This window comes from Pseudoalteromonas shioyasakiensis (genome assembly GCF_001550135.1).
Lineage (GTDB): Bacteria > Pseudomonadota > Gammaproteobacteria > Enterobacterales > Alteromonadaceae > Pseudoalteromonas > Pseudoalteromonas shioyasakiensis.
Genome location: NZ_LRUE01000005.1, coordinates 255,062 through 278,932, shown reverse-complemented (window position 1 = coordinate 278,932; position 23,871 = coordinate 255,062). Strand labels below are relative to the sequence as shown.

The 23,871-nt window shown below is 40.0% G+C and carries 20 protein-coding genes; 10 read left to right on the top strand and 10 right to left on the bottom strand.

Annotation, left to right across the window (positions count from 1 at the left end; genetic code table 11):
- The first annotated feature begins 2 nt into the window (after positions 1 to 2).
- Complete coding sequence (lysC, locus tag PASHI_RS03065) at positions 3 to 1,382, top strand: lysine-sensitive aspartokinase 3 (protein WP_055020817.1); 1,380 nt, start codon at positions 3 to 5, stop codon at positions 1,380 to 1,382.
- On the opposite strand, the gene PASHI_RS03060 is transcribed toward lysC, so the two are convergent.
- A complete protein-coding gene (locus PASHI_RS03060) occupies positions 1,359 to 2,096 on the bottom strand; it encodes a 4'-phosphopantetheinyl transferase family protein (protein ID WP_062564544.1) in 738 nt (245 codons plus the stop codon). The two genes, lysC and PASHI_RS03060, sit on opposite strands and share 24 nt — an antisense overlap.
- A 148-nt stretch (positions 2,097 to 2,244) precedes the next feature.
- Here PASHI_RS03060 and PASHI_RS03055 point away from each other — a divergent pair, with 148 nt between their 5' ends.
- Positions 2,245 to 3,570 (top strand): sodium-dependent transporter, encoded by a 1,326-nt coding sequence (locus tag PASHI_RS03055; protein ID WP_062564543.1) that lies wholly within the window; start codon positions 2,245 to 2,247, stop codon positions 3,568 to 3,570.
- A gap of 111 nt (positions 3,571 to 3,681) precedes the next feature.
- Here the strand turns inward: PASHI_RS03055 and PASHI_RS03050 are convergent, their stop codons facing one another.
- Positions 3,682 to 4,665: a 2-hydroxyacid dehydrogenase gene (locus tag PASHI_RS03050; protein WP_062564592.1), complete on the bottom strand. Its 984-nt coding sequence runs from the start codon at positions 4,663 to 4,665 to the stop codon at positions 3,682 to 3,684.
- Complete coding sequence (locus PASHI_RS03045) at positions 4,631 to 5,146, bottom strand: glutathione peroxidase (RefSeq protein WP_062564542.1); 516 nt, start codon at positions 5,144 to 5,146, stop codon at positions 4,631 to 4,633. The genes PASHI_RS03050 and PASHI_RS03045 overlap by 35 nt, the downstream gene beginning before the upstream one ends.
- A gap of 114 nt (positions 5,147 to 5,260) precedes the next feature.
- On the opposite strand from PASHI_RS03045, the gene PASHI_RS03040 reads away from it, so the two are divergent.
- Entirely contained in the window at positions 5,261 to 6,142 is an 882-nt protein-coding gene (locus tag PASHI_RS03040; protein ID WP_062564541.1) for an NAD(P)-dependent oxidoreductase, read from the top strand.
- 39 nt (positions 6,143 to 6,181) lie between these two features.
- Here the strand turns inward: PASHI_RS03040 and sbcB are convergent, their stop codons facing one another.
- Positions 6,182 to 7,627 carry an exodeoxyribonuclease I gene (gene sbcB, locus PASHI_RS03035; RefSeq protein ID WP_062564540.1) on the bottom strand — a complete coding sequence of 482 codons (1,446 nt, stop codon included), beginning with the start codon at positions 7,625 to 7,627 and terminating at the stop codon, positions 6,182 to 6,184.
- Between the two features lie 265 nt (positions 7,628 to 7,892).
- On the opposite strand from sbcB, the gene PASHI_RS03030 reads away from it, so the two are divergent.
- The 3 genes from PASHI_RS03030 to PASHI_RS03020 all read left to right on the top strand — a co-directional run bounded on the left by PASHI_RS03030 (position 7,893) and on the right by PASHI_RS03020 (position 9,237).
- Positions 7,893 to 8,075 carry a hypothetical protein gene (locus tag PASHI_RS03030; protein ID WP_062564539.1) on the top strand — a complete coding sequence of 61 codons (183 nt, stop codon included), beginning with the start codon at positions 7,893 to 7,895 and terminating at the stop codon, positions 8,073 to 8,075.
- An 83-nt stretch (positions 8,076 to 8,158) separates the two neighbouring features.
- Positions 8,159 to 8,743 carry a hypothetical protein gene (locus PASHI_RS03025; protein ID WP_062564538.1) on the top strand — a complete coding sequence of 195 codons (585 nt, stop codon included), beginning with the start codon at positions 8,159 to 8,161 and terminating at the stop codon, positions 8,741 to 8,743.
- A gap of 113 nt (positions 8,744 to 8,856) precedes the next feature.
- Positions 8,857 to 9,237: a hypothetical protein gene (locus PASHI_RS03020; protein WP_062564537.1), complete on the top strand. Its 381-nt coding sequence runs from the start codon at positions 8,857 to 8,859 to the stop codon at positions 9,235 to 9,237.
- A gap of 13 nt (positions 9,238 to 9,250) precedes the next feature.
- Here PASHI_RS03020 and PASHI_RS03015 read toward each other — a convergent pair whose 3' ends face one another.
- Together PASHI_RS03015 and PASHI_RS03010 are read right to left on the bottom strand one after the other, a co-directional pair.
- Entirely contained in the window at positions 9,251 to 9,670 is a 420-nt protein-coding gene (locus PASHI_RS03015) for a hypothetical protein (RefSeq protein ID WP_062564536.1), read from the bottom strand.
- A gap of 83 nt (positions 9,671 to 9,753) precedes the next feature.
- Entirely contained in the window at positions 9,754 to 10,695 is a 942-nt protein-coding gene (locus PASHI_RS03010) for a sodium-dependent bicarbonate transport family permease (protein WP_062564535.1), read from the bottom strand.
- A gap of 109 nt (positions 10,696 to 10,804) precedes the next feature.
- Here PASHI_RS03010 and PASHI_RS03005 point away from each other — a divergent pair, with 109 nt between their 5' ends.
- The gene (locus tag PASHI_RS03005; RefSeq protein WP_054561674.1) at positions 10,805 to 11,755 is read left to right on the top strand and encodes a LysR family transcriptional regulator; all 951 of its coding nucleotides are present in this window, start codon (positions 10,805 to 10,807) and stop codon (positions 11,753 to 11,755) included.
- 17 nt (positions 11,756 to 11,772) lie between these two features.
- On the opposite strand, the gene PASHI_RS03000 is transcribed toward PASHI_RS03005, so the two are convergent.
- From PASHI_RS03000 to PASHI_RS02990, 3 genes are all read right to left on the bottom strand, one after another.
- Positions 11,773 to 12,621, bottom strand: a complete 849-nt coding sequence (locus tag PASHI_RS03000; RefSeq protein ID WP_167542013.1) for a GGDEF domain-containing protein — start codon at positions 12,619 to 12,621, stop codon at positions 11,773 to 11,775.
- 375 nt (positions 12,622 to 12,996) lie between these two features.
- Positions 12,997 to 13,890, bottom strand: coding sequence for a TIGR01777 family oxidoreductase (locus PASHI_RS02995; protein ID WP_062564533.1), 894 nt, complete (start codon positions 13,888 to 13,890; stop codon positions 12,997 to 12,999).
- A gap of 89 nt (positions 13,891 to 13,979) precedes the next feature.
- Positions 13,980 to 15,278 (bottom strand): diguanylate cyclase domain-containing protein, encoded by a 1,299-nt coding sequence (locus tag PASHI_RS02990; RefSeq protein WP_062564532.1) that lies wholly within the window; start codon positions 15,276 to 15,278, stop codon positions 13,980 to 13,982.
- Positions 15,279 to 15,494: 216 nt separating this feature from the next.
- On the opposite strand from PASHI_RS02990, the gene PASHI_RS02985 reads away from it, so the two are divergent.
- From PASHI_RS02985 to PASHI_RS02975, 3 genes are all read left to right on the top strand, one after another.
- Positions 15,495 to 17,513, top strand: coding sequence for a hybrid sensor histidine kinase/response regulator (locus PASHI_RS02985; RefSeq protein WP_062564531.1), 2,019 nt, complete (start codon positions 15,495 to 15,497; stop codon positions 17,511 to 17,513).
- A gap of 122 nt (positions 17,514 to 17,635) precedes the next feature.
- Positions 17,636 to 18,904 (top strand): ABC transporter substrate-binding protein, encoded by a 1,269-nt coding sequence (locus PASHI_RS02980; protein ID WP_062564530.1) that lies wholly within the window; start codon positions 17,636 to 17,638, stop codon positions 18,902 to 18,904.
- Positions 18,905 to 18,913: 9 nt separating this feature from the next.
- Complete coding sequence (locus tag PASHI_RS02975) at positions 18,914 to 21,187, top strand: ATP-binding protein (RefSeq protein ID WP_062564529.1); 2,274 nt, start codon at positions 18,914 to 18,916, stop codon at positions 21,185 to 21,187.
- Between the two features lie 276 nt (positions 21,188 to 21,463).
- Here PASHI_RS02975 and PASHI_RS02970 read toward each other — a convergent pair whose 3' ends face one another.
- The gene (locus PASHI_RS02970; RefSeq protein WP_062564528.1) at positions 21,464 to 23,686 is read right to left on the bottom strand and encodes an NADP-dependent isocitrate dehydrogenase; all 2,223 of its coding nucleotides are present in this window, start codon (positions 23,684 to 23,686) and stop codon (positions 21,464 to 21,466) included.
- Between the last annotated feature and the right edge of the window lie 185 nt (positions 23,687 to 23,871).

Here is a 23,871-nt window from a genome sequence, read left to right as displayed (position 1 = left end):
ACATGAATACCCAATTAGCCGCCAACACAAAATCAGATTACGTTGTTGCAAAATTTGGTGGCACCAGTGTAGCTAACTTTGATGCTATGAGCCGCTGCGCTGAAATCATTTGTGCTGATAATCAAGTACGTATTGTTGCTGTGAGTGCCAGTGCAGGCGTGACCAATCATTTAGTTGCATTGTGTAAAGCTGATTTGAGTGCGGCTGAACGTGATGAGCACATTACTGGCGTTGTCGCCATTCAAGAAGCAATCTTGGCAGAGCTGTCACTGGATGCTGATTTAGCACATGGCTTTAATGAAACGCTTAAGGCTTTTCAAAAGCTAGCATCAGACGGGGCTAAGTCAGTAGCAGATCAAGATGAACTACTGAGCTTTGGCGAGCGTTTATCATCGTATTTATTTACTCAAGTATTACGCGGGCAAGGTCTTGATGCGGTGCGTTTTGATGTACGTAAAGTGCTAAAAACAGATAGCCAATTTGCTAAAGCTACCCCAAATGTTGCAGCAACCGCTGCGGCTGCTAAAGAGCATTTAGTGCCATTACTTGATGACCATGTTGTGGTAACTCAAGGTTTTATTGGAAGCAATGAGCACAATCAAACGACCACTTTAGGGCGTGGTGGTTCAGATTACAGTGCTGCATTACTCGCTGAAGCAATTAACGCAAAAAGCGTGCATATTTGGACCGATGTTGTAGGTATTTTCAGTACTGATCCGCGTTTATGCGCTAAAGCAAGCCCAATTGCACGCTTAAGCTTTGATGAAGCGGCAGAAATGGCAACGTTTGGTGCAAAAGTACTGCATCCTGCAACCATTTTACCTGCAAGCCGTAGCCATATTAGTGTGTTTGTTGGTTCAAGCCGTGAACCACAGTTAGGTGGTACATGGATTGAAAAAGAAAAATCTCAGCAACCAGGTATTCGTGCCGTAACACAGCGTAAAAACCAAATTCTGTTAACGGTTAAAAGCCCAGAAATGCTCCTAGCGAGTGGTTTCTTAGCCCGTGTATTCACTATTTTAAGTGAGTTTAATATTTCGGTTGATTTGGTTACTACCTCAGAGATCAGTGTTGCAATCACTTTAGATAACGCACCAAATGCATCACGCCCTGAGCTTGATCAAGCTTGTTTAGATAAGCTTTCTGAGTTTTGTCATGTGTCGGTTGAGAATAACTTAACGCTGGTGGCTTTAATTGGTTCTGAGATTCAATTACGTCAGCAAGAAATGAACTTAATGCAGGTATTGAGTGATTTTAATATTCGTTTAATTTGCCACGGTGCAAGTAAACATAACCTGTGCTTCTTAGTTGAGCAAAGTGAGTCAGATGAAGTCGTGCAGGCTATTCACAGCCGACTATTAGAAAGCCAAGTCGCGGCGTAAGTCATTAAAGTTAATAAAAGAGCACTGCCAGTCAGTGCTTTTTTGTGCCACAACACTTATATCAAAACCTTCAATAGAGTTACTACTCGCGCTGAAATTATGTTTGCTCAATTCTTCAAATACATTAGGGGCAAGTAGTTTCGCAATCGGCTGAGCACTTGCTTTGGCAAGCGCTTCTTTTAACGTCCAAATTCTAAAAAAGCACTGTGCTTGTTCATCGGGAGCGTCAAAACGGCTAATTAGGTCAACTTCATCTTGATGATAAAAATGCTTTGCGAGTTTGATAAAAGGGCGGGGCTTACTGCTTTGTTCAATATCAAAACCAAATAGCTGCTGTTCTGGGTTAAGAGCAGCGCCAATTAAACCATTTGAATGTGATAAACAGGCCCACACAGGCTCTCTGCGTTTTGTATGCAATTTTAGCTTGCTGTCTTTGTCATCAAACTGGCTCGATATTTCATTGAGGGCTAAATCATCATGAGGGTAAGCATTTTGATACAAATACTTTAACGTTAGGCGAGTCGCTAAGTACTCTTGCTTGGCGCAAGGCACTTTGCGTTTTTCAAGTACGCTTAATTCAAACTCACTGAGTAATTTATCAACGGGTAAACTTGCAACATCAATACGTGCTGCATCCATCAGCATAATTTTTTTGGCTGTTGTCTTGCTTTGTTGTCCGATGATAAGGGTGTTCGAAAAGTAGTGACTGCTCATGGTTTAACGCTTACACGAAGGCTCGTATTTAGTTTTGTTTATTTTTACAGCAGATGCACATTTATAGGCATGAACAAACGCAAATAGTTTACGCAGTTGACTGTAATTATGGTTTAATGAGGAAAAATAATAACAGATTTGTAGATGTATGGCACAAGTTCGTGACGGCTTTCAAAGTCGATTAGGTTTCGTTTTAGCAGCTTCTGGTGCGGCGGTAGGTTTAGGTAATATTTGGGGCTTTCCAACACAAGCGGCAAACCATGGCGGCGGTGCATTTTTACTCGTTTACTTCATTGTTATCTTCTTATTAGCGCTTCCGGCTCTGTATACTGAGCTGTATTTAGGTCACCAAGCGCAAGCGAATCCAGTAAAAGCATTATCTAATGCATGGCAAGACACAGCGCCTAAAGTGGGCGCTGCAGCAGGCTATATTGGCCTCTTTGGCGCGGTTGTGATGCTGAGCTTTTATTCGATAGTTGCAGGGTGGATGCTCGCTTATGCGCTTGAGCCACTCGCAAGTTTCTTTGGTTTTACTGAGTTAAGTAACTTTTTACACAGTGACTCGATGGCACGTAATTTTGTGTTTACGCCACTGATGCTTATTCTTACTGCGAGTATTATTTTAAAAGGTGTTAAATCAGGTATCGAGACTTGGTCACGCCGCTTGATGCCATTATTGCTAGTGTTATTAGTGGCGTTAATTGCTTATATCGCGACCCTAGATGGTGCGATGGATGGTTTTGCAGCTTACTTAGTGCCAGATTTTAGTCAAATTCTTGATGCCAACTTAATTATTGCGGCAATGGGACAAGCGTTTTTTTCATTGTCGTTAGGTGTTGGTTGTATGATGGTTTACGGCTCATATTTAAAACCAGATGCCAACCTGCCGAAACTAACTGGAACCGTGGCATTGCTTGATACCGGTGTGGCCTTTTTAGCGGGTTTATTGATTATTCCGGCTATTTTTGTTGCTCAGCATAATGGTGTAGAGGTATTTAGCGGCGGTAAATTGGTCGGTGAAGGGCAGTTAATTTTTGCAATTTTACCTGAACTGTTTAGCACTATGGGCCAAGTGGGCTTACTCGTTGGCTTATTATTCTTTGTATTAATGTCGATTGCCTCAGTAACATCAACCATCTCATCGACTGAAATTCCAGTGGCTTTTTTAGTTGAGAATCACAGTGTAGAGCGTAAAAAAGCAACTTTATTTGTAACGCTAATCGTGTTTATTGCCTCATCACTGATTATCTTAAACTTTGACTGGTTATTTGGTTTAGTCATTATGGTGCTTACACAGTACCAATTACCTTTAATGGGACTGTTCTATTTCATTACTGTTGGCTGGTTATGGCAGCGTGGTAATAAATTGCATCAGGTATCTAGCGGCCCTCATTATTGGTTTGCCCAGTACATTCGCTTTGTCTGTCCGTTATTAATGACGGCGGTTTTTGTGAACGTGGCGTTGTTGAAATAGAAACTTGAGTTGCTAGTTGCTAGTTGCTAGTTGCTAGTTGCTAGGGAAAAGGAAAAAGTAAAAGGCGTGGGGTTTAAACCTCACGCCTTTTTAATTTAAGGTGCGCTTGCTTTAAATAACTTCGTTAGTTAATGGTAAACCTTGGCTTATTTCATTGGCGCTTTGCAATGTAGTGCAGGCTATTTCGCTCAGTGCTTCTTGGGTGAAGAAGCCTTGATGGCCTGTCACTAACACATTCGGAAAGCTAATAAGGCGTGAAAAAATATCGTCTTGCATGATTTCTTCACGGTGATCTTTAAAGAATAACTCTGACTCTTGCTCATACACATCAAGCCCTAAGTGTCCCAGCTTTTTAGACTTAAGCGCTTGAATACAGGCTTGAGTATCGAGAAGTGCACCACGAGAGGTGTTAATCAGCATGACACCGTCTTTCATTTTCTCAAATGCGCTAGCATCAATTAAATGATGGGTATGCTCGTTGAGCGGGCAGTGCAATGAGATGACATCACTTTGTGTGAGTAATGTGTCTAAATCGCACAGGGTATAAGGGCCTTCACCAGCCATTGGGTCACAAACGAGTACCTTAGCTCCAAAGCCATTTAAGATATTAACCAGTGCTAAACCGATTTTGCCACAGCCTATAATCCCAATAGTTTTTTTAAACAGATTAAAACCAAGTAAACCGTTTAAATCAAAGTTGCCTTCACGTACTCGGTTAAAGGCTTTATGGGTTTTTCGGTTGAGCGTTAGCATGAGTGCAATACAATGCTCTGCTACTGCTTCTGGGCTATATGCAGGCACGCGGCAAACCTTGATGTTATGCTCTTTGGCAGCATCAAGGTCTACATTATTGAAGCCTGCACAGCGTAATAAGATTGCCTTTATGCCTAGGGCAGCCATATCGGCAATGACGTGTTTGTCGACTGTATCGTTAACAAACACGCACACAGCATCAAAGCCTTGGCAAAGGGGGGTGGTATTGCTGTTTAAGGATTGCTCAAAATAACTGAGCGAAACAGACTCAGCGTATTCAGTTAGATTCCTTTCAAAAAACGGTTGCTCATACTTTTGCGCACTGAATAAGGCCAGTTTCATCATTTAAATTACTCTCTATCACCATTTTGAGGGTTTCGGGTTTGGTGCGCGGGGCATATCGCGCAACGAGTTGACCCTCTGAGTTTATAAGAAATTTGGTGAAATTCCATTTAATTGCGCGGTTTTGTGCTATTCCACGGGTATGACATTTTAAATAATTAAATAAAGGATGGGCCTCTGGGCCGTTCACTAACACTTTGTTAAAAATGGGAAAGCTAACATCAAAGTGTTGCTGATAAAAGGCTTGTAGCTCATTGCCATCTAGAGGTTCATTGTGGCCAAATTGATTACAGGCAAAACCGAGTACGGTAAATCCTTGCTGTTTATAGTCTTGATAAAGCTTTTCAAGGCTTGCCATTTGCACTGAAAAATTACATTTGCTGGCTATATTGACAATAAGCGCTGTTTTACCTTGTAACGATTCAAGGCTAAAGTTTTCTCCAGATGCAAGCTGGGCATTGAAACGATATATACTATCCATGTTTTACCTGTGTGTTTTTGAACTGTTTAAATGAACTTTTTTTCATTCGCTTTTTAGTTATTCGGTTGAGATAATGAAATTATTACTAATTTATCACTCAAATAGGTCAGTTTTATGTCAATGAAAGTCGCCTTCATCGGATTAGGTGTAATGGGTTACCCAATGGCGGGTCACCTTGCCAACGCAGGTCACACCGTGACAGTTTACAATCGCACAACGGCTAAAGCGCAAAAGTGGGTATCAGAATATCAAGGTGAATACGCTGAAACTCCAAGTGAAGCCGCAAAAGGGGCTGATATCGTTTTCATGTGCGTAGGCAATGATGATGATTTACGTTCAGTTGTTTATGGTGAAAATGGTGTGCTGTCAAGCATGCATGAGGGCAGCTATTTAGTTGACCACACTACAACATCAGCTGAAGTGGCACGTGAAGTGGGTGCTCAAGCGAAATTACAAGGCATCGCATTTTTAGATGCGCCGGTTTCTGGCGGCCAAGCGGGTGCAGAAAATGGTGTATTAACTGTGATGGTTGGTGGCGACGAAGCTGACTTTAATGTTGTTCAACCTGTCATGGCTGCTTTTAGCCGTTTTAGCCAATTATTAGGTGAAGTAGGCTCTGGTCAACTTTGTAAAATGGTAAATCAAATTTGTATTGCTGGTGTGGTTCAAGGCTTGGCTGAGGGGTTACACTTTGCAAAACAAGCTGGCCTTGATGGTGAAAAAGTAATTGAAACCATCTCTAAAGGCGCTGCAGGCTCATGGCAGATGGAAAACCGCTACAAAACAATGTGGGCTGGCGAATACGAATTTGGTTTTGCTGTTGATTGGATGCGTAAAGATTTAGGCATCGCTTTGGATGAGGCAAAGGCAAACGGCGCAACTTTGCCGATGACGGCAACAGTTGATCAATATTACGCCGATGTACAAGCTTTAGGCGGCGGCCGCTTCGACACCTCTAGTTTATTAGCGCGTATCGAAGCGTTACATAAAAAGTAATATTCATAAAAAACGCGACAATTATTGTCGCGTTTTTTATTACATGCTTTGTGCGTAATTGTACAAGGCTTTTAAAATATGCAGGTTCTTCTCGTTATCATCATTTTCATGCGCTAGATTTTCTAGGGTGATCATGAAATCTTGGCCACTGATCGACGGGCTGTCTTCACCATGCATTAGCTTGTTTTGGCAATATTGGCGCCAAGTGGCTAATTCATCTTGGCTAAGGGTGTGTGGCCAGTTTCGAGCACGGTATCTAAATAACAAGGTAGAAAACTTTTTATCATCAAAATCAAGCTGCATTGAAGCTAGTTGCTCAGGGCTTGCATCACGTATCATAGCAAATTTAGCTTTATCTGCATGGCTGGTAAAACCATCATAAAGTTGATAGTCAGGGTTAGTGGTTTCGCCGTAATCACGCTGTTCGTTAAACACTTCGGTGACTTTGTCGCGAAGTTCTGTGTTGGCTTTTAAAATAGCGAGATTTTGTAAGCATTTTTCGCGGTCAATACCTAATCGGGCTGCGTTCTCTGGCAACAAGGTTTTTGCTGGTGCAAGAATAGGGCACTTATTTAAATGCACGAGTTTTAAGCCTACCGGTGCTTCGTCTTCACCAAGGTCGCTGTGTTTTGTGTAAAGACGCGTGCGTAGCTCTTCAACTGATAAATCTAATAAGACTTGCGGATCTTCTGTCAAATTAAAGCAAATAATGGCGTTTTTATTGACTGGGTGAAAGCTCATTGGTGCAATCCAGCTGGTGCAGCCTTGGGTTGCTGGAATTCGTGATGAGGTGTGCACCAATGGTGTCATGTTAAATACATCAACTAAATCAGCCAATGCTTTTTTAGAGCGTAAGCTAAAGAAGAACTGATACAACTTAGGTTGTTTTTCTTTTATTAATTTTGCCAACGCTATGGTTGCCGTTACATCACTTAAAGCATCATGAGCAGCAGCGTGTTCAATGCCATTGGCAACGGTTAAATGCTCGAGCTTAAAGCTCGGCGTACCGTCTTCTTTAAGCGGCCATTCAATGCCTTCTGGGCGCAGTGCATAACATGCTCGGACTAAATCAATAATATCCCAACGGCTATTATTGTTTTTGTATTCACGCTCGTAAGGGTCATAAAAGTTACGATATAAGCTGTAACGTGTAACTTCATCATCAAAGCGGATGCTGTTATACCCCGCAACGCAGGTATTAGGTTGGCTAAATTCAGCATGGATCTTTGCCATAAACTCAGCTTCAACTAAGCCTTTTTGCATCGCAACTTGTGGGGTAATACCCGTTATTAAACACGCCTCAGGATGGGGCAAGTAATCGGCAGCTGGCTTGCAATACTCAATTAACGGCTCACCAATAATATTCAAATCGAGATCGGTACGAATACCTGCAAATTGACTCGGGCGGTCCTTTTGCGGGCTTGCGCCAAATGTTTCGTAGTCGTGCCAATAAATTGTTGGTTGCTGTTGTTCTGGATATGCCATGCATTAAACCTTGCTAAGCGTTGGGCCGCTTTGACTTATTTTTTGAATTAACAGAATTATGGCATAGAGCCTAGCTAGTTTATAGAGCTAAACGGTTTGATGCTGTTCAGCGTACGTTTTGCACACACGGTTAGTATAAAAAATGGCCTAACGGTTTAATTTTATGCTTATATAGGGTCTAGTCGTTAGTTTTTACCCAAATTTGTATTTTAGTGGCTCGGTATTTGCTAACGAAAACTATCTTTAACAATGAAGGAACAAAAAAATGACTTTATCAGCTTTATTACTATCTACTTTAGCATTCGACGCAGCACCAGCTCCTAGCTTTGATACTACAAAACTTCAAGGTACTGGTGGAATTATTATTCTAAACCCTAAAAAGAAAAATCAAGAATTACAGGGAACTGGTGGGATAATCATTCTTAACCCGAAGAAAAAAGAAAATTAATATAAAGTAAAGAAAACCAGCCAAGAGCTGGTTTTTTTTATACTATAAGATTATGATTATGAACATCTTTAGTAGGATGATTCATGCAATATTTAGTCGAATTATACAATGAGTTGCTTGTAGCAACAGCTGTTCATAAAGTGTTTTCAGTGCAAGTTATCATTGCAATAAGTTATGCAGTTGCTTTAGTCCTATCATTTTATAGAGCACTACGAAATAGAGAGCTCTTCAGTGATTTCTTATCAATAGCCGTGGTTGTTTTTAAATATCAACTTACATCTCTACTGATGGAAAAAGTACTGATCTACGTGCAAGAAACCGGTGAAAGTGGAATTGCTCAAAATGTTTATCTGAGTGTGGCTGGGATAAACCTCTTAAGTTTATATATCCTATACAAATTGCATCAGCGATTCAGCTATAAGTATGGAGAGCTGTTTTTAAGTGTATTTAAGCTTACGATCGTAGTGACAATCGCACATTTAATTGTGTGGGTTAAATTTGTTGTCTTAAACATTCAAGAAGAACACGCCTACATACACTACATGTATAGCTTTATAGTGCTCTACATTAGTATTGTACTTGCTGTTGTGATGTTGTTTCCGGGTCTTTTGAAAACAAAATTAAAACTATTACTTAGTCCAAGCTGGCCGTTTAGAACAAAAAATTAACATTAATTATTAGATGATTTTCAGTCTCATACTATCATTTATAATGCTTTTTCCTGATATATTACGGACCAAGTTTGGGTGTATAGTAACATTTAGTTTACCGAGGGAACGTAATGCTTGAACTAATTTACATAGCCATTGCCGTTTTAGCCATCTTGCTGATTGCAAGTACATGGTTGATTGCGCGCAAAAATATTTTTGAAGATCAAATCAGGTCTAAGTCTGTTGAGGTGGTTTGGTGCACGTTACAAGCCGAGCATGAAACAGATATCAGCAAAGCAATTAAACTATTCAATAAAGCTGAACAACTAAAGAGCGAAATTTCAACCTTAATGGGCAATTCACCGCACGCTGCACATTTTAAATTAGCAGAACCGACTGGGCTTGATAGCGATAAAATAAAGGAGTTATCGCTTGGGGAGCTGCAGCGATACTACGATAAGCAAAACAACATATCTGACATTTACGAGAAAATGTACAAAGGTAAGAATTAGTAAAAAAGCCAGGTTATTTAACCTGGCTTTGTATTTTTAGCTCTTTTGCTATTTGTTTTAACTGAATATCTGCAAGTTGGCTAAGTGCTTCTTGCGTTTGGTTTTCACCCTTAATTAACCCCGCCATTGATAGTTTTTTTATACTCTTGATAATACCGTTACTCACTGCTTCTAATACCGGCCCATCGAGTGTAGCTGTGGTTTGGCTATTACCATTAAGTAGTGAATCAAAGCTAACCTCAGAAGCTTTAGCCACTTCATCAATTAACTCATAAGGAACAGTTGCAAGCTCGATACTTTGCTCACAAAAGCCACGTTGTAATGATAAATGTTGCTCTAATTCTAAATTATTTTGCACCCGGCAAAGCGTACATAAGCGCATAAAAATATCACTTACATGCTGTTGCTCAGTGCTAAGCGTTTGATTGAACATAGCATGTCCTTGCACTGCTTTTTTATTTATATTAAACGACTTTTTAAAAAATCTCATGCATAAAGTGATAGTTAGCGAATTTTTTAACTCATATACAATGCTATTTGATGATACAAGCCAATTCCTAGTAATACATTGAAAGGAAAGGTAATACCTAAAGAACATAACATGGCTAAGCCTATATCAGCATCAGGAATCGCTGCTTTAATAGCCGCTGGAGCTGCGATATAAGAGGCACTAGCAACTAGGCTTGCTAATATTACTACCGAGCCCAGTTCGAGTTGAAGGGCAGTACCAACACAGACGCCGATAGCACCCAATAGGTTAGGTGTTATAAGTGCAAATAATGCTAAACGCCAATGATGCCATGGAATAGGGCGCAGTGTTTGTGCGGCCATTAAACCCATTTCGAGCAAGAATAACGCTAATACAACTTTAAAGCTGTTTGTTAACAGGCTAGTTACTTGGCTGCCTTGTTGTGTGCCGTACATCATGCCAATAATTACACCACCTACAAGCAGAATCACGCTTTTGTTAGTCAGTGTTTCATGCCATAGCGCTTTGAGTGATAGGTTTTGCCCAGACCCATTTCCAAGACGGCGGAATAGTAATAAACCAACGATGATTGCAGGTAACTCAAGCATTACTAAGTAAAGCGTGACTTCAGCACCCACATTAAGTGAGTTCGATTCGGCATATGCTAAAGCAACGGCGAATGTACCTGCGCTTACTGAGCCGTAATGCGCGGCAATACTTGCGCTATTAGCAACAGAGAGGTTTAGCAGTTTGTTTAAAACTGGGTAAAGCATTAAAGGTATTAAGCCGCCAAGCAGTAACACAGCGCCCATTTCGGGTAAGAGTTGCCAATGTAAATTGCCATGTAGCACCATGCCGCCTTTTAAGCCAATGGTGAGCATCAACAATAGGCTAAGGGTTTCATAGGTTGCTTGCGGAATTCTTAGGTCAGAGCGAAGTAATCCGGCTGTGAGTCCTAAAACAAAAAACATTACAACAATATCAGGCACTTTGTTCTCCTCTTGGTTAAAAGCGCCGCTATTCTAGATAAAAATTCACATAGTAAATAATTAAATAAGTGATAGTATCCTATAGGTAATCATCTATAGGTTGGGTTTTATGGACTTAAGGCATATTTCTTTTCGCTTACTAGAAGTGTTTATGTGTGTGGTAAAAACGCGCTCTATCAGTGAAACAGCAAGGCAGTTACACTTAACGCAACCAACGGTTTCGCAACAAATTAAACGCTTACAAGAAACAGTTAATGAGCCATTAGTGATGGTAAATCAGCAGCGTATACATGTTACAGAAGCGGGTTTTGCATTGTTTCAAACATGTCAGCAGGTGTTTGGTCATTTTGATGATTATCAAGATTACTTAGCTGAGCTTAGAGGTGGAGAGCGCGGGCGCTGTAAAATAGCCATGGTTAACACTGCACAATATATTTTGCCTAAGTTACTCGGCCCGTATAGTAATTTACATCCGCATGTTGAATTGCCACTAGAAATTGGTAATCGTGCTGAGGTGCTTGCCCGGTTTGAAAGAGGCGAAGACGATATTTATGTATTTAGTCATCCCCCTTCGTTAGAACACGCAAAAGCGGGGCGGTTTTTACAAAATCCTCTTGTATTTATTGCGGCAAATAACCATAAGCTTGCGAGTAAAAGTCATGTAACTTTACATGACTTAGTGAGTGAACGTTTTTTACTTCGCGAGCCAGGTTCAGCTACGCGAATGCTGTTTGAGAGTGAACTGCAAAGCAGAGGTTTTGTCCTTAGCAACACAGTGCAAATGGCGAGTAACGAGGCTATTCGTGTTGCTGTTGGCTCAGGAATGGGGCTGGGGGTGGTTTCGCGCCATGTACTGCCACCTCACGATACGAGTTTTTGCATGCTAAATGTTGAAGATGTGAATTTGGCCAGCCATTGGTATTTTGTGGTGCGCACCGATCGCCATTTATCACATGCGGCGCGCAACTTTTTAAAATTTGCCCAACTGAACTTAGAGCAATGCTTAGATAAACAGTGGGTGACCAATGAGCTAAGCCAGCTAAATGAGAGCTTAAATTAAACTAACAAGTAGTTGCGTTAAAATGCCATGGTCACAACCTGATTACGGCCATTTAATTTTGCTTTGTATAAGCCTTTGTCGGCCTCAGCCAGTAATTCGTTAACATTATTGGTGCCCGACTTATGGGTGATGATACCGATACTGATAGACAGGTTTATTTCATGGTCATTGTGCACAAAGCTATCATTATGAATGGCTAAACGAATTCGCTCTGATAAGATTTCTCCTTGAGCTTGGCTAGTATTGGGTAGTATCACTGCAAACTCTTCACCGCCAATCCTAGCCACTAAATCGTGCTCACGTAGCTGGCTTTTAATCTTTTTAGCAACCCACTTAAGTGCTTCATCACCCGTTTCATGGCCATGCTGATCATTAACTCTTTTGAAGAAATCGATATCTATCATCAAAGCGCAAAGTTTTGTTAGGTTGTTGTTTGCTTGTTCTAAATAATTGTTACTAACGCTAATAAACGCTCGACGATTCAATAAACCGGTTAGCGAATCACGATTAGCAAGGTCACTCAGTACCTGCTCATGCTCTAAGAACATCATTAATGGCCAGATCATGGCGGTTAGTGTGGTAATAACAATATGGCTTATGAGAATAACAGCTAATATTTGTTTCAAGTCTGTTTGCAACAAACCTAGGTAATCACTAAGTAGTAGTGAAAACTGGGTTACCATAATCAAAGCGTGAATGACGAAACACAACTTGAGTAATACTAAATGCATGATGCGTTTAACATGCAACTTCCTTAGCGCGAAAGCTGCATAGCTAAAACATGCTGCAATTAAGGCTGTTGTGATTAACTGGCTAAATGGTGAATCATAAGCAAGGAGTAATATTACTGCAGCTGCAACTAACACATATGCACATTTATTTTGACATTTTTTGTCTGATTGACTGTAAGCATGAATACCTAGTATGGCTGCTAAGGGAGCTGAAATTATCAGTAAATCAGCTAGATAATGTGTAATTAGAGGAAGGTCGATAAAAATACGCAGAGAAGCTGCTATTTGTGCGCCTACAAATATGAGACACGAGCTACCCCAATATAAATAACTTGATTGTTGCCTTAAAAAATACAAAGACAATAAGAACGACCCAATAATCACATTCAATAAAATTGAGATGCTGATTATGGTGGGTAAATGCATCATGACTTTCCCTGAAGAATCACTCGACTAAAATCTATTTAATTATTATGTATTAGTTGGGTATTAGCAACCCGTACATTGTAACTATAATTTAAGGCTTTCTAATGCCGGCTTCAATGTTGGATAGTGGAAGCGGTAATTGTGACTAAGTAGTTTATTCGGAAGCACAAATTGACCATGAAGCAGAAGATCAGACATTTCTCCCATCATCAATTTTAAAACCCAGCTAGGCATACGTAGCATGGCAGGTCGCGAAATCACACTCGCGAGTGTTTGACTAAATTCATTATTATCAACAGGGTTTGGCGCAGTGGCATTGACAGGCCCGTGTATCTCTTGATGTGAAAGCACAAAAAGGATGAGTTGGATCATGTCGTCAATATGGATCCACGACATTCCTTGTTGACCATGGCCTACTGGTCCACCCAAGCCAAATTTAAAAGCAGGCAGCATTTTACCTAAAGCACCACCTTGCTTAGCTAATACGATACCTGTACGAAGTAGGCATACTCGAGTTTGGTCAGATTGTGCTTTCGTCGCTGCATGCTCCCAATCACGGCAAAGAACATGGCTAAATTCAGGATAAATATCATTAAAGCTTTCATCAATTGGCTGGTTTTCTTGGCGGCCATAAAAGCCAATCGCACTGCCAGAAATAAAGGTATGAGGCGGCGATTCACAGCGGCTAATCGCTTTAGATATCTGTAAGGTAAGATTAATTCTGCTATTCAACAAAGTGCGCTTTTGCGACTCGCTCCAGCGCTTGTTGACGATTGGCTCTCCAGCTAGATTAATGACAGCGTCAACCTCTTCAAAGTTGACTTCATCGAGTGACTTAACAGTGTGTACTTGATGAGTCAGTATGACCGCGGCTTGAATAGGGTTGCGTGTTAGTACAGTAACCTTGTGGTGATTCAATAAAAAAGGGCACAAATGTCTACCAATGAGGCCTGTTCCACCTGTTAATAAAATATGCATAGTGCTGCCTTAATTAATATCTGTGTGTATTTTTTATACATAGTGATGATGGTTTTTGCAAATATATACGGATAAAGCAGTAATTTAGATTAGTCTTCTTGATTGTGGTTGTTGTAAATATGATAGCTATTTTTTAACTCATGTTTAGCGTGATACATTGCTTGGTCAGCTAATCTCAGCAATTCTTGGTGATCTAGGCTGTGATCTGGAGCAAGGGCTACCCCAATACTTAATGAAATATTTAATGTGAGCTGTTCAAATACAAATGGGTTATCAAAACGTGCCAATAGATGCGTGATCATGGCATTAATGTGTCTATATTTAGCGATATTATGTGTAATTATGACGAATTCATCTCCCCCATAACGATACACATCATCATCGGCTCTAACTGATGACGTAATCCGTTTTGCGGTTTCAATAAGAACTTGGTCACCAATTAAATGGCCGTATTCATCATTGAGTTGTTTAAATTTATTTATATCTATAAATATAACAGCCAGTTTATTGTCTTCAGAGCTTGTAGTAATGGCTTGCTTCAATGCTGGCTTTAACTCTGTGCGATTTAAAACGCCTGTTAGATGATCATGACTAGCTTGAAAATTTAACTTACTCGTTCGCTCATAAACGATGTCACTCATGCGTGCAAAGCGTTTTAACACATAGCCAATTTCATCATGGCTACTAATCGTCAACGTTTTTGGTTTTTCGCCTTTTTCTAGTTGATCAGTGTTTTGAATTAATAACTTTAGAGGTTTAAAAAGCTTTGCATTGATATAAAAAGCGCAAAAAACTAACAATATGAGCATTAATGGTATTTGCAAAGTTACGAAGTGAGTTATAAATAGTCTGTTTTTTTGGTAGTCAGCATTTTGCTGTTCTAACTTGGCAAGCTCAGTATTTTGAAACAGTAAAATATGCTCGCGGATCTGGTCCATATACTTTTTACCCTCATTCGTTAACACAATCGCTTTAGCTTCTTCGAGGGCATATGGCGTGCCTTGCATTACAAGTGTGACAGTTAATGCTAACTCTGCTAATTTTTTGTCGACCAGCTCATCAATTTCAGCAAGAGTGTCTTGTTGTTCGGGGTTATTTAGCGTTAGCTTATTGATAGTCAAAAAATGTTGTTTAACTTGTTCAAGTGCTGTGTAGTAGGGTTCTAAATAGTTGAGGTCTTGAGTTAATAAATAACCACGTTGCCCAGTTTCTGCGTTCGTTATTTGATTGTAGAGCTTTTCAGATTCATCGAGAACATCATGAGTATGGATCACCGCCTCAAGCTTAGCCTGACCTTGCTTATCTAATACATAGATAATGAAGGTATTGGCTACCACCATTAAAAAAATAGAGGAAAGTAGAAGGATAAATTTAGCTCTCAGCGACATTAAAATAGTAGTAGCCTAAAATTATTAGCTCTTAGTTGAAAAGTATTGACCAATCATCGAACTTTGCCAATTTATCAACAAAAAACGGCTGTTTTAATGCTATTTCATGGTGTTTTTAATGAAATTTGGTTCTTTAGCCTGTTTTAAGTGTACGCTCAGTAATTTATTGATATGCTAACTTGAACTAGATGCAGTTTTAAGTGACAAGGAGTGACTGTGAACTTTCTGCGCCAATTCCACGATATAGTATCTAATCAAGAAATTGATTTTTCAGACAAAGTAATCAAGTTACTAGAATTTGGTTTAGAGGTATTTGATCTCGAATTTGCGATTGTGAGTCAAGTTGATGACAATCTCTATACGGTTATTCATGTGGTGGCGCCTGATAATGCAATCCCGGTTGGTACGCAATTCGATATGGAAGGTACCTATTGTGCTCACACCTTAGAAGCTAATAAAGCGCTTTCATTTCACCATGCCTCAAATAGTCGGATTGCACAGCACCCTTGTTATGTAAATTTTCAACTCGAATCTTACATTGGCGCGCCTATTTTTGTTGGCAAAAAGGTGTTCGGCACAGTTAACTTCTCAGCGCCGAATGTATCAAAACCTTTTAGTGAAGAGTCTCACGATTATGTAGAGTTATTTGCTCAGTGGTTAGGCAACGAAATAGCACGCAATGCTTCTTCAGAACGGTTAATAAAAAAGAACTATATGCTGGCGCAAGTTGAAGAAGTTGCTCGAATAGGTTCTTGGGAGTTCGACTTGCTAGAAAATAAGTTGTACTGGAGCAAGCAAACTAAAGCAATCCATGAAGTGCCCGTTGATTATTCTCCAAACCTTGAAACGGCTATTGAGTTTTATAAAGAAGGTGAAAGTCGTGATGCAATACAACAAGTAGTCCAAGAAGCAATCGAGCATGGTAAAGATTGGAATATTGAAATTCAGCTCATCACAGCGAAAGGTAATCCTGTATGGGTTTCAACGTATGGCGAAGCAGAATTTGAAAACGGGGAGTGCGTTCGTTTAATAGGTACTTTTCAAGATGTAACGAAAGAGGTGTTACTTCGTGAAGAGCTTAAAAAGCAAAAAGCGGATGCAGAGCGTACACTTGAAGACAGAAGTATCTTGCTGGCTAAGATTAGCCATGAACTACGCACGCCGCTAAATGGCATTACAGGCATGCTAACGACTTTACTTTATGAAAAGTCAGGGCAAAAGCGAGAAGAAAAACTCAAAGTTGCCCTTCGCAGCGCAGATATCTTATTAAATATAATCAATGAAGTGCTCGATTTTTCTAAAATAAATCATGGTGAACTGAAATTAGAGCCTAGTCACTTTTTATTAAAAACAATTTTTGTTGATTTAGCGTCTTTGTACTTACCTTTATACCAAGAAAAAAATCTTAATTTTGACGTCGATATTGATATAAGTGAAGAGTGTTGGACTTACTGTGATAACACCCGACTCACTCAAATTGCGTCTAACTTACTGAGTAATGCTTTAAAGTTTACCGAGCAAGGCACTATTAAGTTATACGTATCTGCTAGGGTTCAAAATGACGATGTCATTTTGAATTTAAAAGTTTCAGATACGGGCATAGGCATGACAGAAACCTTTATGAAGTCATTGTTTTCACCATTTACCCAAGAGCTAAATAAGGACCGAAAAAAGGGGGGCACGGGTCTTGGCCTTGCAATAGTGAAGGAGCTTATAGATTATATGGGTGGCACAATAAAGGTCAGTAGCGAATTCCAAAAAGGCAGTTGTTTTGATATTCAACTACCTCTAAAACTAGGACAGCCACAATCACATGATACGCTGCATGCCTCTGATATCGACTTTTCAGCCTTGCCTTTATCGATTCTGGTTGTTGATGACAACCAAATTAACCGATTTGTTTTGAAAGCGCATCTTGAGAAATTAGGCTTAACGGCCGATTATGCCTGCGATGGTATTGATGCGATAAATAAGTGCAAGCAAAACAAATACAATCTGATTTTTATGGATTGCGTAATGCCAGAAATGGATGGCATTGAAGCAACACGTATTTTAAGAGATAAGCAAATTTGCCCAACTGATACAACTTATATTATTGCTTTAACAGCAAATACTTCTGCAGATGATAAAGCAGCTTGCAAACAAGCTGGAATGGATTTATTTGTTTCAAAGCCTGTAAAAAATACGGCTATTGAGCAAGCAATTGTGTCAGCTAAAGAACATTTTTTAATGTAAGAAATAGTAGTTTGTGAATACTCGGCTTAGAAAAATCATTGCTGGCTAAATGAGTAGTTATTTTAGGCAATTTTCAAATTTAACCTATACTTTTAACGGGTTTAATATGTTGGAAATACTAAATGGGCTACTCAGATAACCGCCGAGACTTTTTAAAAACATTAGGTGTTGGTGCTGTGGCTTCAACACTTGCCTTTAAAGCTCCCTATGTATTCGCTAAGAATACTCCCACAATTAGGGTAATGGGCACACATGTTACTTTGCAAGAAGAGCTCAGACAAAAAGCCATGCTTGAGCTGGGTATTAATATTGAATTTACCCCAATGGGCAGTGCCGCAGTGCTGCAAAAAGCTGCGGCTGATCCAAGCAGCTTTGACTTGTACGAGCAATGGTCAGATTCAATTAATATTCTTTGGCAAGCAGGTGCTATTCAACCTATCGAAACAGAGCGGTTAACCTATTGGCATGAAATCAATCCACTTTCCAAAACAGGTAAAATCGTGCCAGATGCCAAGTTAGGTGCTGGCGATTCACCGAACAAACTTCTTTATGTGCAAGCAGATGGTTCGCTTGCAACTACACCAACTAATTCGATTAGTTTCTTGCCTTACGTGCATAATGTCGACTCGTTTGGTTATAACACTCAGTTCATAGAAAAGGGTATTCCTTACCAAACTGAGTCTTGGTCTTGGTTACTCGATGAAAAGAATAAAGGCAAAGTCGCCCTTGTTAATGCACCAACAATTGGTATTTTTGATGCAGCCTTAGCTGCCGAGGCGCAGGGGCTGATGACATTTAAAGATATGGGCAATATGAGCATTAGCGAAATTGACCAGCTATTTGCAATTTTACTGCAAAAGAAAAGGCAAGGTCATTTTGCCGGTTTTTGGACTTCGGTACCGCAGTCTGTCGATTTTATGAAAATGAAACGCGTTACGATTCAAAGTATGTTTTCGCCCGGTGTTAGTGCCTGCAAAGGGCAAGGTATCCCCGTTGTTTATGCTTCACCGAAAGAAGGTTATCGCGCTTGGCATGGAGTAATGTGCTTATCTGCTAATGCACAAGGTCATGTTAAAGATGCTGCTTATGAATACATGAATTGGTGGCTTTCAGGCTATCCAGGCGCGTTTATCGCTAGACAAGGGTATTACATTTCTAATCCTGAGCGGAGTCAGCCTCTCATGTCAAAAGCAGAATGGCAATATTGGTATGAAGGCCAAGAAGCATCCATGGATTTACGTGGAACAGACGGCAAAATATCTGTGCAAGCGGGTCAAGTACGTGATGGAGGTAGCTATATCAAGCGTTTTTCCAATATAGCGGTCTGGAATACGGTAATGCCGAATTATGATTACAGTTTAGATAAATGGTATGAGTTGTTGAACTCATAAGGAGCTACATTGCTAACCATTTTTTCTAGGTCTTTAGCAGCTAAGGTGTTATTGGCATTAACCCTCGTTTTACTTGTAATGGGGGCGAGTTACTTTGTCTTGAACAAGCGATTGCAAAGAATTGAAACATCTTTTAACGATATAAGCCGCATTAGTAATTATGCCGTGGGTATACTTCGTATAAATAAAGATATTGTTGAAATGCAGCGGGATATTTCAGTTTATGGATTCTCAGGTAGTAAAACCGTATTTAGTAAAATAATAGAGAACTTTGAAAGTATAAAAGCACGTTTAGAAAGTGTTGATCTGAAAAGTGATGAACTTGAAAGCCAAGTTTATTTAAATTCAATGTCTCAGCTGATTTCACGGTACGGCGAAAATCTAAACGTGCTTGCCAAGCGTTATGAAATCAAAACAGAGCTCACTGACGTTGAGCTACCGCAAATCTATTTAGCTGCCATTAATGAATTAAACAACCTCAAATTAACTGCGACTAGCAATGACGAGAAGCTGGCTATCACTGAACATCTCAATGTATGGCATGAATTACATCGTGATGCGTCTTTGTTTCTGGCCAAAAAGGATTATTCGAAAAGAGCATCGGTTAATAAGGCGCTGGCTATTTTATCAAATCAGACACAAACCAACACTGAGCTAAGTAATAACCGTGAACATGCTAAAACATATAAGCAGGCATTTTCGAAAGGTGTGCAGGCTAACCGAAATTATTTAAGCTTGGTTAATGTTGTTATGGCTGGCGATGCTATTGAGTTCAGTACCCTTGCAGATAAACTAAGAGAGAAATCTTTAGCAAAATTACAAAAGATTAAAAGTGAAGCGCAAGAAACAGTAATAAAATCAGATCAAACTCTGCGTTTTCTTGCTGTTGGCGTGGTTATCTACATTATAGCGCTTGCCATCTTTTTCCACCTGCATATATCGCGCGCAATCACACGTTTAACTACAAGTTTCCAATACTTCTTAGCGGGTGATTTATCAGCTCCTATTTATGACTTAAAGCGTAACGATGAAATTGGTGTGCTTGCGACTGCGGCAGATAGATTTCGGGTGCTCAGTCAAGATTTAACTCAGGCGAAGAAAACAGCCGAGCATACAACTAAAGTGAAATCAGAGTTCCTAGCAAATATGAGCCATGAAATTAGAACCCCTATGAATGGCATTTTAGGAATGGCGCGGCAGTTGAGCCGTACCAGTTTGTCGCATGAACAAATGAAGATGCTTAATATTATACAATCTTCAGGGGCAGGTTTATTGGTAATCATCAACGACATTTTAGATATAAGTAAGATTGAAGCCTCTAAAATTGAGTTAGAGTCTGTGCCTATACATCTAAATTCGCTACTAGATGAGCTTCAACATTTATTTAAAGAGCAAGCCCAAAGTAAGCATATCAAGTTGAATATTTCTGTTGCTGAAGAATATCAACATTGTGTTTTCTTTGCTGATGAAGCCCGCCTAAAACAAGTGTTGATAAATCTGTTAGGGAATGCAATTAAATTCACCGAGAAAGGCAGTGTGACGCTTAGCGTAAAAATTAATGAGCTAGGCGGCGATGATCTGAGCATCAAATTTGGCGTGATTGATACAGGAATAGGTATCGCAAAAGAAAATCTCGGTAAGCTATTTGAAGCGTTTTCTCAAGCTGATACCTCAATTACGCGGCGCTTCGGTGGTACAGGTCTCGGCCTTGCTATCTCAAGTAAGTTACTAAATTTGATGGATGCCCCTTTAAAAGTTGAGAGTGAAGTTAGGCAGGGGTCTCACTTTTATTTTGAGCTAAAAACAACACAGGTTATTGAGCAATCTGAGTTTGAAGTCGTAAATAGGCAAGAATCTGAAGAGGAACAAGCAGACTTTTCATCATTACATGTGCTTGTAGTAGAAGATAATGACATTAATCAGGTTGTTATCGAAGCGATGTTAAATGAGTTTGGTATAAGCTCAATAAAAATAGCAGGGGATGGCGAGCAAGCTATTGCGCTATGTAAGGAACATAGTGGGGAAAATAATCTGCAAAACAGCTTTGATATTATATTTATGGATATGCAGATGCCTGTACTTGATGGCCCGCAAGCAACAATACGTATAAGAGAAATGCCAGAGTATAGAGCTATCCCTATTATTGCCTTAACAGCCAATGTACTTGAAGCTGATAAGCAGCGATGTTTTGCCGCAGGAATGAATGATTTTGTTGCCAAGCCGATTGACTACCAATGTGTTAAAACGGCTTTACTAAAGTGGTCTAATACCAATCCGCAATAATACTTAGTCATTTTGAGGGATTAAACCTGTCGCTACCCGCGTTAAAAATTTCTGATTTAGAACAACTAAATAACGAAATTTTTGCCTTGTTATCAACGAGGTTTTCTTGCCTCAAAATAGACCACTTAATTAAGCGAATTGGTATAAAGTGAAGTGAGCGCTACAAGTGACTGCTAAAAATTGATTTTAAGTCGCTGAAATAAAAAAGAGTTACCTCTTCGGTGTTAAACACACTGAGGTAACTCTCTTATAGCTAATTGATTAGGTTTAAATGAATTAAACCAGTTTAGCTAGGATGTCATTAAATGTTGAGCTTGGACGCATTGCTTTGAATGCTAACTCATCATTTGGTTGGAAGTAACCGCCAACACTCATTGCTGGACCTTGTGCATCGTTTAATTCAGTAACGATTTGGTCTTTTTGAGACTCAAGATCAGCAGCGATTTGTGTGAACTGCGCTTTTAATTCCGCATCATCATTTTGTGCAGCAAGTTCTTGCGCCCAGAATAATGAAAGGAAGAAGTGCGAACCACGGTTATCAATCTCTTTCACTTTACGTGAAGGTGATTTGTTTTCAGCTAGGAAAGTACCTGTTGCTTTATCAAGTGTATCAGCAAGTACTTGTGCTTTCTTATTACCTGTATTAACCGCTAGGTGCTCTAAAGAAGCCGCTAGTGCTAAGAACTCACCTAATGAATCCCAACGTAAGTGGTTTTCTTTTTCGAACTGTTGAACGTGCTTAGGAGCTGAACCACCTGCACCTGTTTCGAATAAGCCACCACCATTCATAAGTGGTACGATTGAAAGCATTTTAGCACTTGTACCAAGCTCAAGAATTGGGAATAAGTCAGTTAAGTAGTCACGTAAAACGTTACCAGTTACTGAAATAGTGTCTTTACCTTCTTTGATGCGCTCTAATGAGAACTTAGTCGCTTCAATTGGTGCTAAGATGTGGATCTCAAGACCATCAGTATCATGTTGTGGTAAATACGCGTTTACTTTTTTGATTAGCTCAGCATCGTGTGCACGGTTTTCGTCTAACCAGAAAACTGCTGGCGTGTTAGTTGCGCGAGCGCGATTAACAGCAAGTTTAACCCAATCTTGGATTGGTGCGTCTTTCACCTGACACATACGCCAGATATCACCTTGCTCAACAGCATGCTCAAGTAAAGTCGTACCAGCTGTGTCAACTACACGGATTGTACCAGCAGCAGCTACTTCAAACGTTTTGTCGTGTGAGCCGTACTCTTCAGCTTTTTGAGCCATAAGACCAACGTTAGGTACGCTACCCATAGTTGTTGGATCGAATGCACCATTTTCTTTACAGAAATCGATAGTTGCTTGGTAAACACCTGAGTAACAACGATCTGGAATTACAAAGCTAGTGTCTTGTAATTTACCTTCGCTATTCCACATTTGACCGCTAGAACGGATTGCAGCAGGCATTGATGCATCGATGATCACATCACTTGGTACGTGAAGGTTAGTGATACCACGGTCAGAATCAACCATTGCAATAGCAGGGTTGTTGTCATATACCGCTTGGATATCAGCTTCGATTTCAGCTTTTTTAGCTGCATCTAGGCTTTCGATTTTTGAGAATACATCACCAAAGCCGTTGTTTACGTCAACATCTAGTTCTTTAAAAAGATCAGCGTGTTTCGTGAATACGTCTTTGAAGAAAACTTTTACAGCGTGACCGAAGATGATTGGGTCAGACACTTTCATCATAGTTGCTTTCATGTGTAATGAGAACAACACGCCTTTGTCTTTTGCTGCTTGGATTTCTTTTGCAAGGAAAGCTTGAAGCTTAGCAGCACTCATGCGAGACGCGTCAATTACTTCACCCGCTAGTAATGGTGTGCTTGCTTTAAGTACTGTAATGTCACCATTTTCAGCAACATGCTCGATACGCACATCAGTTGCTTCTGCAACAGTGACTGATTGCTCAGAACCGAAGAAGTCGCCTTCTTCCATGCTAGCAACGTATGACTGAGAATCTTTGCTCCATGCACCCATTGAGTGTGGATTGTTACGTGCGTACTCTTTTACTGAACCAGGAGCACGGCGGTCTGAGTTACCTTCACGAAGTACCGGGTTTACAGCAGAACCTTTGATTTTGTCGTAAGTTGCTTTAACTTTCTTTTCTTCATCAGTTTTTGGCTCTGATGGGTAGTCAGGTAGTGCGTAACCTTTTTCTTGTAACTCTTTGATTACTGCACGTAGCTGAGGGATAGAAGCACTGATATTAGGTAGTTTGATAATGTTAGCTTCAGGTGTTTTAGCCATTTCACCTAATTCTGCAAGTGCATCATCAATACGTTGATCTTCAGTTAAGTACTCAGGGAAGTTTGCAATTACACGGCCCGCTAATGAAATATCGCGAGTTTCAACTTCAACACCCGCAGCGTTTGTATACGCTTGGATGATTGGTAACAATGAATACGTCGCAAGAGCTGGCGCTTCATCTGTTTTAGTATAGATAATTTTTGATGTCATCATCATTCCTAGATAGTTGGCGTAATGTTTGGTAATGACTGCTAGCAGTAACCCTTAATTAGCCATATTCAACAATGCAATAGATAGCCTTGAATTACCAAGCTTAAGTGCCTTGATAAAACAACAGCAAGCAGTCTGTTAGCTGTTGCAACTCAATACATAGTATTAAAATAACCACAGCTGAC